Source organism: Chitinophaga lutea (assembly GCF_003813775.1).
Taxonomy (GTDB): domain Bacteria; phylum Bacteroidota; class Bacteroidia; order Chitinophagales; family Chitinophagaceae; genus Chitinophaga; species Chitinophaga lutea.
Genome location: NZ_RPDH01000001.1, coordinates 141725 through 155444, shown reverse-complemented (window position 1 = coordinate 155444; position 13720 = coordinate 141725). Strand labels below are relative to the sequence as shown.

Here is a 13720-nt window from a genome sequence, read left to right as displayed (position 1 = left end):
GGAGCGTCTAAATAGCCGGTGTTTGCAGAATTTCGTTTAATACATCCGGCTATTAAAAAAATGCAAGTTTTTCAGAACACTTTTGCCATCGCATGGGCGATCGGCTGCCAAAAAGAGGTATCCCTGATATTCCAGATAATTTTATTCAGGATCACGAAGCCCAGCACCAGGACGAAAGGACTGATACGTTTCGTCCGCCATGAATCCGCGGCGGCGATCACCGCCACAACGATCACGATAACGTTCCTGGACAGATCGATACTACCATCCCGGCTGGCATCGAGGAAAACCCTGAAGGTCCTGCCCAATGCCGGGCTGATCAATACAAAAGCCGTGCTGCACATCAGGCGGCCGTGTAAGGCCGGTTTGTGCAGGGAAAAAATGGCGAGCAAATACAGGATGGCGAAGAAGATCATGGCGGGCACGTCCAGCGCCATCCTTCTTGCTGTCGCGGCTATTTGCCCGGCCGCCAATGCACGATCAAGGCTGGAATGGATAACCAGGTACATGGAGAGCAGCATCAATGGGGCCAGTACATAACTCATGCGCCCTGCCAGCCGATGCAGTTTTATTTTCCCTTTCAGGATAAGAACGGGCTGCACCAGCAGCAGGAAGAACCAGCCTGCCATCATCATGCCGTGAAAATGTATGATCGCGTTGAAATGAACGATACCGCGGCCCGGAACGGTGTAGTCTTTAAAGTATGGGAAATGGCTGATATAGGTTTTATAAAAGCCGATATGCACCAATATGATCAACAGGATGCTGCCGATGATCATGCCGCTTGTGAAAGGGTGGGAAATGAGCTGGTTTTTAAGACGGGGTGCTCCTGCTGCCTGTTCGTTTTCCTTTTTCATGGAAAATGGCTTTAACAGCGGTAAAGGTAGTATTAAATTCAACGTTTACGGCCGGCTTTATAATTCCCCGGACTGACGCAGGGCGCGCCGGTGATTTTTTCCATTTTGAGGAAGCGATTCTCCGGTATGGCCGGTCCTGGGTTTGAGGGTAACGCGTTGACCGGCAGGAACGGGTGCAAAGAAAAAGGGTCTCAAAAGTTGCTTTTGAGACCCTTTCCGGGTGCTGTCGCCTTCTTAAAAGGCTTTCATACAGCAACCATTCAAATGCACCGTTACTCCCCGAATCCCCAGTTGCGTCCTTTTTCCACCGCGGGCACACCGGTTTTGATCCATTGCGGGGCGGGCGCGCCTTTGAGGAAATGGTCGAAGAACTGCTGCTCGCGGATCTGGATGTCTTTCCGGTTCTGGCGCTGCACCAGGTTGTGGGCTTCGTTATTGTAATTGAGCATCCACACCGGTTTGCCGAGGCGGCGCAGGCCGGTGAACATTTCGATGCCCTGGTACCAGGGCACGGCGCCGTCCGCGTCGTTGGCCATGATGGCCAGCGGCGTGGTCACTTTCGGCAGGTGGAACAGCGGGGAGTTTTCGATGTAGAGCTCCGGTTTATCCCACAGCGTGGCGCCGATGCGGCTCTGCGTATGTTCGTACTGGAACTGACGGTTCATGCCGCTTTCCCAGCGGATGCCGCCGTACGCACTGGTCATGTTGCTCACGGGAGCGCCTGCCCAGGCGGCTTTGAACATCGGGGTGGCGGTGATCAGGTAACATACCTGGTAGCCGCCCCAGCTCTGGCCCTGTATGCCCATGTTGGCTTTGTCGATCCAGGGGTTGCGGGCCAGCGCTTCCGCGCCGCTCACGATATAATCATAGGCGCTTTTGCCGGGCTTGCCGGTTTCGTACCGGATGTCCGGCGCCAGTACCACGTACCCGCGGCTCACGAAGAACGAAATGTTCAGGCGCGACGGGGTGGGAGCGGGCGCCTGGTAAGTGTATAAGCCATCGGTGAGTTTCTCATAAAAATAAATGAGCACCGGGTACTTTTTGTTCGGGTCGAAATCTTCGGGTTTGTATACGATGCCTTCGGTGGTTTTGCCGTTGTAGGTGGTCCACGAAAACAGTTCCGCCGTGCCCCAGTTGTATTGTGCCTGTTGCGGGTTGATGGCGCTCAGGCGCGCTGCGGTGGCAATATCGGCGCCGGCGTACACGTCGGGAGAGGCGATGTAGTTCTGGCGCTGGAAGACGTATATCGGGGCGTTTTTCGCCTTTTCGATGCCGAGGTAGGAATAAGGGCCGGTCACGATCTCTTTGGGCCCGTTTTTGCTGCCCAGCTGCAGGCTGTAATACCCGGCGTAACGGGTAGAGTCGTTGAACGCGCGCAGCAGCAGGGTTTGTTTGGGCGTAAAGAACCGCTCTTCCTTATCGAGCCTTTCGTAACGCAATTCAGTGCGGGTTTTCCGGCCAAGGCCCTGCGTGATCATCACGGGAGCGGTTTTGCCCAGCGGGTCGGTCTGCCAGATGTCGTACCGGTCGTTGATGTACACATATTTATCGTCTTCCAGCCAGCCGCTCGGCATGTATGGGCGCGGGTAATCGGGCATGTCCATTTCCTCGTCCGCCAGTTTTACGGGGAAACCCGCGCTGATGTTGCGGGTAGTGCCGGTGGCGGTTTCGTAGGTAAACCACTGGCCCTGCGGCAGGTCGAACCACAGCAGGAATTTGCCCTTCGGCGACGGGAAATAATAACCCGCCAGGTTTTCCTTGATGAGCTTGCGCTGGCCGGTGCGGATATTGATGAGGTAGGCGGATTTAACGGTATTGCCTTTCCATTGCATTTCCACGCGGTTATTGATATCCGTGTAGCCGATACCGTAAGTATGGTCGCCTTCGTTGAGCGGTACGAACGTTTCGATCTCCTGGTCGGCCAGTTGCACCAGCTGCTGCTCTTTGGGGAAGTAGGCGGCGGCGTAACTTTTTTTCAGGTCGCGGTCGAGGTTTTTGAGCTGCATCGTCTGGAGGTAGTCGTCTTTGTAATGCCAGATGTCGACCTTCGCCACTTCAAAATCCACGATGGTAGTGTCTTTCGGCGGGGCTACGGGCGCAGTGCCGAAAAACAGGGCGTGGCCGCTTTTGGAGAAACTGATCGCCCCGTTCTCTGACACGGCCCATTTGGCGGGCATGCCGGCGGTGGAGGGTTTCACCCTAAGTTCCGCGCTATCCGCACCCTTCTGGTAATAATACAATGAATAGAATTTCTGCGCGGCTTTGGCGCTGTCGCGGCTGCCGGCATAAGCCAGCTGCGTGCCTTTTTCATCGAAGGCGAACTGTGCGAAGCTGCCGTGGCCGCGGCTGATGGTGTCCGCTTTACGGGCGGCCACATCCCAGAGCAGAACGCAGGGTTTGGCCAGGGAATCCTTTTTGGGAGGGTTCACCACGATGGCGATTTTATTGCCTGGTTTGCTGATGGTGTAGGAAGTCACGTATTTCACGGAGTCGGTGCCGCCGTTGTTGGTATACACGATCATCAGGGTGCCTGCTTCCGCACCGCCGGGTTTGCCGGGCGTATCTTCATCCGCGTCGGTATCCCTGGCCGCCGGTTTCTTTGCGTTTTTGGCGGTATCTGTTTTGGGGGCGTCCTGCAGGTAGGCGATCACACCGCTGCCTTTTTCCGGCGTTTTAAATGATCTGACGTTGGCGATGGGCAGGTACACGCCCTTATCGTCGCTCAGCAGCAGCAGGCCCATGGAATCTTTCGGCATCTGGTCGGGCGTTTTCTTTTTGATGCGCGCCTGCCTTACTTCCCTGAAGGGCGGTTTGATGCCGAACACCGCGTAGCGCGAGTCTTCCGTGAACACGGGCGCCGCGCCGCGGGGGAATTTCATGTCCCCGCCGGTTTTCAGGTTGCGGATCACCAGGGTGGCGTCGCCTTCCTGCGGCGTGATGGTATAGGCTACCCATTTGCCGTTATTGCTGACGGTTTTGGTGCCGATGCTTTGCCAGCTGTCGTACACGCTGTGATCGAGCGGTTTTTTGGATTGGGCGCTAAGGCCTGCCGGCAACAATAAGGTGAGGGACAGGAGCCAGCCTCTTGACATGTTCATAAGCCGTTTGGTTTTGATTTTTGTTGGGCGGCCGCGGGCCGCTGACGGTTATAGATTCGCTGATTGTGGGCCGAAAATAACAATTCCGGCGGCAAAATGACGGTGGAAGTGATGAGTGGTCAGGGGGCGGGCACCTTCCTGCGCGCCTGGCGCACCACACGCAGCATCTGGAGGGCCACCGAGAGCAGGATGAGGCCCAGGCCGGCATAGAAGCCGCCCTGCAGCATTTCGTTTTCCCTGAAGATCACAAAAGCCAGTATGATCGTGTACAAAGGCTCGAGGTTGAAACAGAGGTTCACGGTGAAGGCCGATATCTTCTGCAAAGCGTTCATGGACAGGGTGTACATCAGTACGGTGCAGAACCAGCTGAGGAGCAGCAGGTACAAGGCATCCATGCCGGAGGGGATGAGCGATGCCACGGGGAAGGCCTGGAGGTAAAAAGGCATGAGCAGGCTGATGCCCAGCAGGCCCACGCCCAGTTCGTAGAAGGTGATGTTCGGCGTGTCGTATTTCACCACCAGCCTTTTGTTGAACACGGTAAACAGGGCCGCGAACATGGAGGAGATGATGCCGAGGATGATGCCGGTGCGGTACTGCGTGTCGAAATGAAAAATGAGCAGGATGCCGGCGAGGGTGAGCATGCTGAGCAGGAGCTCCACCGTATCGAAGCGGCGCCGGTTGATCAGCGGGTCGAACACGGCCGTAAAAAGGCTCGTGAGCGAAAAGCAGACCACCCCGATGGATACGTTGGCGTATTTGATGCTGGCGTAGAAAAACACCCAGTGCATGGCTACGATGAAGCCGGTGCCGCCGATGCGCAGCACGGCGCCCCAGGGCAGTTTTTTCAGTTTGCCCTGCCAGCGGAAGAGCACGAACATGGTCACGACGGTGAGAAGCAGCCGGTACCATACCAGCAAACCTTCGTTGAGGGTAATGAGCTTACCGAGAATGCCGGTAAAACCGGCGAGGAAAACCGAGAGATGGAGTTGTAAGAATGCTTTTTTCATTTTCCGAACAGGCTCTGCCACTGAATCTTCAGCACACCCAGAATGCCTTCTTTCACAATGCCTTTACTCATTTTTGAATATCCTTCCTTACGGTCTATAAAAGTGATGGGTACTTCAGCGATTTTGAAGCCGAGCTTCCAGGCGGTAAATTTCATTTCGATCTGGAAAGCGTAGCCGACGAACTGTATCCTGTCCAGTTCGATTTTTTCAAGCACGGCTCTTTTGTAGCACACGAAACCGGCCGTAGCGTCTTTGACGGGCATCCAGGTAACGAGGCGCACGTAAACGGACGCGCCGTACGACAGCACCGCCCTGTCCCAGGGCCAGTTTTCCGTTTTGCCGCCTTTCACATAGCGGGAGCCCACGGCAACGTCGGCCCCTTTATAGGCGCAGGCATCGTGCAGCCGCACAAGATCCTGCGGGTTGTGCGAAAAGTCCGCGTCCATTTCAAAGATATACTGGTATTGCCGTGCGAGGGCCCATTTAAAGCCGTGGATATAAGCCGTGCCGAGGCCCAGCTTGCCCTTTCGTTCTTCGAGGAATAACTGTCCCGGGTGCTGCGCCTGGAGTTCTTTTACGATGCCGCCGGTGCCGTCAGGAGAACCGTCGTCTACTATCAGTATGTGGAAATCCTGTTGTAACGAAAATACTGCGCCAATGATCTGACGGATATTATCTTTCTCATTGTACGTAGGTATGATAACCAACTTTTCCAATTAGCAGCGGCTTTTTTTAGGATGGCGAAAATAGGGAATTCCCCTCGCAAAATAGCATGTTTTGATAAACATTACAATTTTTTTAGCATCATATTGGTGTAGATCTCTGTCAGTTTCTGTTTGGTGTTGAGGGGGAAATCCGCTTTCATCATCCAGTCGTAATACTGCGGTTCCACCTTCAGTACATCGCGCACGGGGCGGCCTTTGTATTTACCGAAGTTGAACATCTCCACGCCGTTCTGCATCACGATGCGGCGGGCGAAATCCACGTAATCGTCTTCTTTGGTGAAAACGGCGAGTGCGTCCACATCGGGTTTCAGCTGGGCTTCGTAACGGATGAGCTGTGCTTCCAGTATCTCGAAGGTGGCGAAGGCGTCCGCTTCGGCGCTGTGGGCGTTCTCGAGGTCCTTGTCGCAATAGAACCTATAGGCGGCGCTGAGGGTGCGTTTTTCCATGAGGTGGAAAATCTTCTGCACGTCCACAAAACGGCGGTCGCTGATATCGAAAGCCAGGTCCGCACGGAGGAATTCTTCCACCAGCATCGGGATGTCGAAACGGTTGGAATTGTAACCCGCGATGTCGCAATGCTCCATGAACTGCCGCAGTTCGTTGGCCACCTGTTTGAAGGTGGGCTCGTCTTTTACGTCGTCGTCCGTAATACCGTGAATGGCGGTAGTGGCGGCAGGGATGGGCATGCCGGGATTGATGCGCTTTACTTTCCTGTTCATGGAACGGTCCGGCATCACTTTGATAATGGCGATTTCAATGATGCGGTCGGTCGCTACATTGGTACCTGTTGTTTCAAGGTCGATAAACGCTAAGGGGCGGGTGAGTTGTAAAGCTGACATGTTTTTAAGATGGTTTCTTAACCGATAAATATTTTTTCAATCCTCCGAATTCCATCCCTTCATAATCGCCGGAGCTCATCATGAGAAGATTGGTATTTTCAAAATCCTGCCCATCCAGGAACGCTTCGAGGGCGGCGCGTTTATTGATCACGGTGAGGTCTTTGCGGGCAAAGCCTTCTTTGATAACGTCGGGGTGCAGGTCCGGCATGCGTTTTATTTCGAGGGCATGCGCGCTGTAAAACACGGCGGCCACGTCGGCCGGGTTGAGCGCGCCGGCGTATTCCTTCATAAAATCGGCATTCAGGCTGCTATAGGTATGCAGTTCCAGCACGGCAACGAGTTTGCGCTGCGGGTACTGGTTGCGCAGGGCGTTGATGGTGGCCTTCACTTTGGAAGGGGCGTGCGCGAAGTCGCGGTAAATGGCCGTTTCTTCGTTCTTCGCCACCAGCTCCATCCGTTTGGCGGCGCCTTTAAAGCTGGCGATGGCCGCCAGGAAGTCGATATCGCCCACACCCAGGGCGCGGCAAACGTGCAGTGCGGCGTGGATGTTGAGCAGGTTATGCTCGCCGAACACCAGGAGGTCGGTAGAGGCATTGCCGAACCGTACGCGGGTAGTGCCGTTGATGATGGTATGCTCCGGCACCGTGTAGGGAATACATTCGAGGTGACCGCCTTCCTTTTCCACCAGTTTGCGCAGCGTTTCGTCGGTACTGTTGTAGATCAGCCGCCCGCCCGCTTCCATGGTACGGATGAAGATGGCGAACTGTTCAAGGTAGATGTCGAACGTGGGAAATACGTTGATATGGTCCCAGGCAATGCCGCTCAATACGGCGATGTGGGGGTGGAGGAAATGGAACTTCGGCCGTTTTTCGAGCACGGAAGCCGGGTATTCGTCGGCCTCGCAAACGATCAGCGGGGCGTCCGTCACGTTCACGGATTGCGGGAACCCTTCCAGCTTCGCGCCCACCAGGTAATCGAACTGCCGGTGGCATTGCTGCAATACGTGCATCACCATCGAGGTAATGGTTGTTTTGCCGTGGCTGCCGCCGATGGCCACACGGGTTTTATCTTTGCTCTCCTGGTAGATGTATTCGGGGAAGGAGTAGATTTTCAGCCCCAGTTCCTGCGCCCGTATAAGCTCGGGATTGTCGGCCCGGGCGTGCATGCCCAGGATAACGGCGTCGAGGTCTGCGCTGATGCGGGCCGGATCCCAGCCGATGGCGGCCGGTAAAATGCCGGCATTGGCGAGGTTGGTGCGGGCGGGCTCATAAATTTCATCGTCGCTGCCGCTTACCTGGTACCCTTTGCTCCGGAGGGCGAGGGCGAGCTGGTGCATTACACTGCCGCCGATCGCTATAAAATGTACTTTTGCCATGCTTATCAGGAACTTACGCGTGTGCTTTACCTGTTATAACAGGTAATTAACAACTCATAAGATTGTTTTTTTTAATATAAAGTATATATTTGCAAAATAACGTTACAAAAAACGATTCACAAAGTTCTATAATCCAAGCCTATGAAATTTCGTTTATTTGCAAAAAAGCAAGCTATGAAATCTGTTTACCGCGTAATTGGTACATTTTGTGTAATGGTGGTAGTGGCTGCCATGTTTTCTTCGTGTGCCTCCCAGAAACTGGGTTGCCCGATGAAGATTACGAAAGTGCAGCATGAGCAAAACAAAAACTGTTAGTGAAATTTAAATGTGGAACACTATGTGGATCGCACTGGAAAGTGAAGAGCAGCTGAATGCGATAAAGGAACAATCATTCGACCGCCCGGTTGTAATATTCAAGCACAGCACCCGCTGCAGTATCAGCAGCATGGCCAAGAGCCGCCTGGAACGGTCCGACGAGCCGGAAGGGATGGATTTTTATTATCTCGACCTGATCCGTTACCGCTCCATCAGCAACCGCATCGCGGAGCTTTACAAAGTAGAGCACGAATCTCCGCAGGTGTTGCTTATCCGTAACGGGGAGTGCATATACGACGCCAGCCATTCGGACATCAGGATGGAAGAACTGGCTTCACAGAATTAAAAATATTGGAAGGCTCCGGGTGTACCCGGGGCCTTTTTTTATGGGTTGGCTATCCCGGCCTGCTGAAATGATCAGCAGCAGTTGTCCTTTTGCCGGTAATGACTTTTAAAAGTCCCTGCGTGATGCTTCCCTGAAAAAATAACTTCCTGTTTTCAGTTGATCACCCCAAAGCACCCATCCGCTTTTTTATTAGCTTTGCTGCTATGAAACATCGTATAGTTGTGGCGGTTACGGGTGCAAGCGGTTCCATCTACGCAAGGCAGCTGCTGAACAAGCTGGCCGTGCTGAAGGAGCAGGTAGACCAGGTGGCCATTGTGATGACGGCCAACGCTAAGACCGTTTGGGAAACGGAACTGGACGACCGGGGATTCGAGCAACTGCCGTTTCCCGTTTTTTCGCAGAACGACTTTCACGCTCCCTTTGCCTCCGGCAGCGGGCGTTTCAATACCATGATCATCTGCCCCTGTTCCATGGGCACGCTGGGCCGCATTGCGGGCGGCATCTCCAACGACCTGATCACCCGCGCGGCCGACGTGGTGCTCAAAGAACGCCGCAAGCTGATCTGTGTGCTGCGCGATACACCGTACAACCTCGTGCACATCCGCAACATGCAAACGGTCACGGAAGCAGGCGGCATCATCTGCCCGGCTACGCCTTCGTTTTACAGCAAACCCGTCACCATCGAGGATGTGGCGGCCACGGTAGTGGACCGGGTGATCGACCTCGCCGGGCTGGAGCAGGACACTTTCCGGTGGGGAGAATAACGCACCACAGCGCATCATCAACAGTCACATCACCGCCGGCAACGGCGCAGCACATAACAACCAGTACAACGTATGAAAATAGCCATCATCAACGGCCCGAACCTGAACCTCCTCGGCAAACGCGAGCCGGAGGTGTACGGCAGCCTTACATTTGAACAATACCTCGATACGCTGAAGCAGCAGTTCCCGGAGGTCAGCTTCGATTATTTCCAGAGCAACGTGGAAGGGGAACTGGTGAACCACCTGCATGCCGTCGGTTTTTCGCACGATGGCATCCTGCTCAACGCTGGGGCGTACACCCACACTTCCGTAGCCATCCGCGACGCCATTGCGGGCATCAAAACCCCCGTGGTGGAAATCCATATCAGCAACATTTACGCGCGGGAAGAGTTCCGCCACACGTCGCTGACGGCCGCCAAAGCGGTAGGCGTGATCTGCGGGCTGGGCATGAAAGGTTACGCGCTGGGCGTAGGATATTTTTTATCGAAATAACGACCCGTTCCAAATAAAAAAGGCCGGCGTACCATGGGTGCGCCGGCCTTTTATGTGCGATGTATTTTACCCGCGGGTGACGCGGATCACATAGTCTTTTACTTCCACCCGGTAAGCCGGCGCCAGTTTGTGAATGTAGGCGGTGAGGGCCTCGAGCGTGGGGTAATCGTGTTGCCCGGTGAAGTCCTGCGCATCGTCGATGAGCAGCACGTGGGGAACGTCGGTTTGTTTGAAGATTGCGTCCAGTTCCGCGTAGATCGGGCAGATGAGGTCGCCTTTGGCGGTAATGCCGGCGGAGTAGTGCCCGTCGAGCCAGAAAATGGCGGGCTCTTTGAGTTTGGGCACGATGTGGTGCAATACCTTCCCGCTGTCGCCCTGGTACAGTTTCACCTCGCGGTTTTTGCGGAAGCGGATTTTGGCGCGTTTATGCAGTTCTTCGCTCAGTTCGATGGAAATGAGGAGGGAGAAGTGCGGCAGCTGCGCGGCCACCATATCGCCCAGGTAGGTGCCTGTTTCCACCAGCGTGCCGATACCATACCGGTTCTTGTATTCCTGGATGGTTTTCTGTTTGGCGATGTGCGGCACGGGCAGCGGTTTACCCTGTTCCAGCCAGTGCTGGTAGGTGGCTTCGCTGTGCTCCTGGATCTTGCGGAAACGGATGTTGTGCCTGTATACTTTAAACTGCTGTAACATGCTGTAAAGTTCGGAAAATTTCTAAAAAAGGCCTTCGCGGGGAAGGCCTTTTATGTAATGATTTAGTGTGCGTGGGTATGGTCGCAGCATTCTTTTTCTTCCTTGAAAGCTTCGCGGGGTTTGAGGCCCAGCAGCTCGAACATCATGTGGTCTTCTTCGAAGGAAGGGTTTTTGGTGGTGAGCAGCTTTTCCCCGGTGAAGATGGAGTTGGCGCCCGCCATAAAACACATGGCCTGTTCGGAGATGCTCATTTCGGCGCGGCCGGCGCTGAGGCGCACCATAGCTTTGGGCATGAGGATGCGGGTAGTGGCGATCATGCGCACCATGTCCCAGAATTCCACTTTCGGCATATGCTCCAGCGGGGTGCCTTTTACGCGGGTAAGGGCGTTGATGGGCACGGAATCGGGATGCTCGGGCATGGTAGACAGCGTCAGCAGCATGTTGATGCGGTCTTCATGGCTTTCGCCGAGGCCGATGATCCCTCCGCAGCAAACGGTTACGCCGGCCTTGCGCACGTTGTCGATGGTTTGCAGGCGGTCGTCGTACGTACGGGTGGTGATGATCTCACCGTAATATTCGTCGGAAGTGTCGAGGTTGTGGTTGTAGGAATACAAACCGGCGTCGGCCAGTTTCTGCGCCTGGCTTTCGGTGAGCATGCCCAGGGTGCAGCATACTTCCATGCCGATCTCGTTCACGCCCTTCACCATGTCGATCACCCGGTCGAAGTCGCGGTTATCGCGCACCTCGCGCCAGGCGGCGCCCATACAGAAGCGGGTGGAGCCGGCTTCCTTGGCTTTGCGGGCGTACTCGAGTACCTCGTCTTTTTTCATGAGGGCCTGCACATCAATGCCGGTGTTATATCGGGCTGCCTGGGGGCAGTAAGCGCAATCTTCGGAGCAGCCGCCTGTTTTGATGGAAAGCAGGGTGCATACCTGCACTTCCGCCGTGTCCTGGTACTCGCGGTGCAGCGTGGCGGCACGGTACATGAGCTCCAGCAGGGGCGTATTATAGATATCCTTTATTTCTTCAAGTGTCCAGTCGTGACGGATCATAAACTTCGGATTTAGCGGCAAACATACAAATCAATTACGAATTACCGATCCGGTAGCCCGAAATATGTAAATTTTTTGCCCTATCAGGTTACAGGTATTGGAAATTGGTTTTCGGCGTAATGTTGAGCAGCGTCTGGTAAATGAGGCGGATGGTGTTTTCCACGTCTTCCTTCTTGATCATTTCCACGGTGGTGTGCATATAGCGGAGGGGGATGCTGATCAGGGCGGAAGGGGTGCCGTCGTTCGAATAGGCGAAGGCGTCCGTATCGGTACCGGTGCTGCGGCTCACGGCGTGCAGCTGGTGGGGGATCTTTTCCTTCTGCGCCGTTTTGATGATCAGGTCGCGCAGGATGTTGTGCACGGCCGGACCGTAGGTGATGCTGGGGCCGTTGCCGCATTTGATTTCCCCTTCGATGTTTTTGTTGATCATCGGGGTGGTGGTATCGTGCGTTACGTCGGTGATGATGGCGACGTTCGGTTTGATGCGTTTGGCGATCATTTCGGCGCCGCGCAGCCCCACTTCCTCCTGCACCGCGTTCACGATGTACAGGCCGAAAGGCAGGCGCTGTTTATTTTCCTTCAGCAGGCGGGCCACCTCGGCGATCATAAACCCGCCGATGCGATTGTCGATGGCGCGGCAGATGTAATGATCGTAGCTCAGTTCTTCAAAGCCGGCGTCGAACGTCACCACACAACCCACGTGAATGCCGAGCTCTTCCACTTCCTTGCGGTTACGGGCGCCGCAGTCGAGGAAGATATTGTCGACTTTCGGCTGCGGCTCCTTCCCGTCGCCGCTGCGCAGGCGGGTGTGGATGGCGGGCCAGCCGAATACGGCTTTTACGATGCCTTTGTCCGTATGGATATTCACGCGCATCGAAGGGGCGATGGCCTGGTCGGAGCCGCCGTTGCGGATCACGTAGATCAGTCCTTCGGGCGACACGTAATTGACGAACCAGGAGATTTCATCGGCATGCGCCTCGATCACTACTTTGAAAGTGGCTTCGGGGTTGATGACGCCCACGGCGGAACCGTACGGGTCAACGATCGTATCGTCGATATATGGTTTCAGGTATTGCAGCCAGAGTTTCTGCCCTTCCTTCTCAAAACCGGTAGGAGAGGCATTGTTCAGGTAATTCTTTAAAAACGTAAGGGAGTCTTTTGTTAATATGGATTTCTGTTTTTTAGACATCGTTGTTCAGGTTAAGTGAGCAAAAATAAGGATTCCGGGTCATATTCCTCCCGCAAGCCGCCAGCAGCCGTGGATGAGGGCGGACAGCATCATGAGCCCGTCGAGGAAAAAGTAATACACGTAATCGGAAGTATGGGTCTGCGCGTATCGTTTAATCATGCCTGTTATGACCAGGGGCAGCAGCAGGCTGAACAGCGCAAACAGCGGTACGGCGGGCGCCAGCAGGAAGGCGCATATCCAGGCCACCACCAGCGAACTGTAATAAAGTTTGTCGAGATGCGGATCCTCGAGTCTGGTAATGAGGCTGCGGATGCCGGCTTCCCGGTCTTCCTCCCGGTCGCGGTAATCGAACAGGATGCAGATGGCATATACGAAGAAGAAGCGGTATACGGTGAGGTACACCCCGTCGGCGTCCAGCTTCCCGGCAATGAGCGCGGGCAGGGTGGTGGTCACGTAGGTCCACACCGCGGCCAGGAAGATGGTTTTGCCCACGGCGATTTTGCTGAGCCAGCGGAACATGGGGAGTTTGGGCGCGGAATAGAGGAATGTGAGCGCCACGGCGCCGCTGATGGGCAGCCAGTGCTGCGCCAGTGGCATAAAGAACCATCCCGCTCCGAGCATCCCGATCACGCAGCCGGTCAGCTGAAGGGCGCGCTGCCTTTGACCCCAGAGGATGCGCTCGGAATGGCGGGGCGAACCGGGCGTCAGGTACCAGTGGAAATTGTAGCTGCAGATGGTGGAAAAGAAAACGAAGCCCGCATAGTTGAACCGGTCGAATTCCAGGCTGAGCAGTTCAGCCGTTTCCCAGGCCATCAGCACGGCGCAGACGGCGATGTAAATGGAACTGAAAAGGAGAAAGTTGAAGAGGCCCCGTAACATGGGGGCTAAAATAATTAAAAAACCGTCGCCGGGCCGGCTGAATGCGCCAACCGGCCGTAGTGGCCTGTTCATGCTATATCGCGTATCGT

Annotated in this window: 13 protein-coding genes; 3 read left to right on the top strand and 10 right to left on the bottom strand. The window is 55.0% G+C overall.

The window, feature by feature from the left end:
• Nucleotides 1–71 precede the first annotated feature (71 nt).
• The 6 genes from EGT74_RS00530 to EGT74_RS00505 all read right to left on the bottom strand — a co-directional run bounded on the left by EGT74_RS00530 (nt 72) and on the right by EGT74_RS00505 (nt 7901).
• A complete protein-coding gene (locus EGT74_RS00530; protein WP_123844495.1) occupies nt 72–857 on the bottom strand; it encodes a hypothetical protein in 786 nt (261 codons plus the stop codon).
• A 272-nt stretch (nt 858–1129) separates the two neighbouring features.
• Nucleotides 1130–3955 (bottom strand): alpha/beta hydrolase family protein, encoded by a 2826-nt coding sequence (locus EGT74_RS00525; protein WP_246008090.1) that lies wholly within the window; start codon nt 3953–3955, stop codon nt 1130–1132.
• Nucleotides 3956–4074: 119 nt separating this feature from the next.
• Nucleotides 4075–4962, bottom strand: a complete 888-nt coding sequence (locus EGT74_RS00520; protein WP_123844494.1) for a DMT family transporter — start codon at nt 4960–4962, stop codon at nt 4075–4077.
• Nucleotides 4959–5678, bottom strand: coding sequence for a polyprenol monophosphomannose synthase (locus tag EGT74_RS00515; protein WP_123844493.1), 720 nt, complete (start codon nt 5676–5678; stop codon nt 4959–4961). Before EGT74_RS00515 ends, EGT74_RS00520 begins: the two co-directional genes overlap by 4 nt.
• Before the next feature lie 71 nt (nt 5679–5749).
• The gene (locus tag EGT74_RS00510) at nt 5750–6526 is read right to left on the bottom strand and encodes a 3'-5' exonuclease (protein WP_123844492.1); all 777 of its coding nucleotides are present in this window, start codon (nt 6524–6526) and stop codon (nt 5750–5752) included.
• Nucleotides 6527–6530: 4 nt separating this feature from the next.
• Nucleotides 6531–7901: a UDP-N-acetylmuramate--L-alanine ligase gene (locus EGT74_RS00505; protein ID WP_123844491.1), complete on the bottom strand. Its 1371-nt coding sequence runs from the start codon at nt 7899–7901 to the stop codon at nt 6531–6533.
• A 337-nt stretch (nt 7902–8238) separates the two neighbouring features.
• On the opposite strand from EGT74_RS00505, the gene ytxJ reads away from it, so the two are divergent.
• The 3 genes from ytxJ (at nt 8239) to aroQ (ending at nt 9818) form a co-directional block, all read left to right on the top strand.
• Nucleotides 8239–8562: a bacillithiol system redox-active protein YtxJ gene (ytxJ, locus tag EGT74_RS00500; protein ID WP_123844490.1), complete on the top strand. Its 324-nt coding sequence runs from the start codon at nt 8239–8241 to the stop codon at nt 8560–8562.
• Between the two features lie 203 nt (nt 8563–8765).
• Entirely contained in the window at nt 8766–9326 is a 561-nt protein-coding gene (locus tag EGT74_RS00495; RefSeq protein WP_123844489.1) for a UbiX family flavin prenyltransferase, read from the top strand.
• Between the two features lie 72 nt (nt 9327–9398).
• Complete coding sequence (gene aroQ / locus EGT74_RS00490; protein WP_123844488.1) at nt 9399–9818, top strand: type II 3-dehydroquinate dehydratase; 420 nt, start codon at nt 9399–9401, stop codon at nt 9816–9818.
• Between the two features lie 66 nt (nt 9819–9884).
• Here aroQ and EGT74_RS00485 read toward each other — a convergent pair whose 3' ends face one another.
• The 4 genes from EGT74_RS00485 to EGT74_RS00470 form a co-directional block, all read right to left on the bottom strand.
• A complete protein-coding gene (locus EGT74_RS00485; protein WP_123844487.1) occupies nt 9885–10511 on the bottom strand; it encodes a hypothetical protein in 627 nt (208 codons plus the stop codon).
• Nucleotides 10512–10573: 62 nt separating this feature from the next.
• Nucleotides 10574–11563, bottom strand: a complete 990-nt coding sequence (gene bioB, locus EGT74_RS00480) for a biotin synthase BioB (protein ID WP_123844486.1) — start codon at nt 11561–11563, stop codon at nt 10574–10576.
• A gap of 88 nt (nt 11564–11651) precedes the next feature.
• Nucleotides 11652–12752: a M42 family metallopeptidase gene (locus EGT74_RS00475; RefSeq protein WP_123844485.1), complete on the bottom strand. Its 1101-nt coding sequence runs from the start codon at nt 12750–12752 to the stop codon at nt 11652–11654.
• Nucleotides 12753–12791: 39 nt separating this feature from the next.
• Nucleotides 12792–13703, bottom strand: coding sequence for a UbiA family prenyltransferase (locus EGT74_RS00470; protein WP_123844484.1), 912 nt, complete (start codon nt 13701–13703; stop codon nt 12792–12794).
• Nucleotides 13704–13720: the final 17 nt, after the last annotated feature.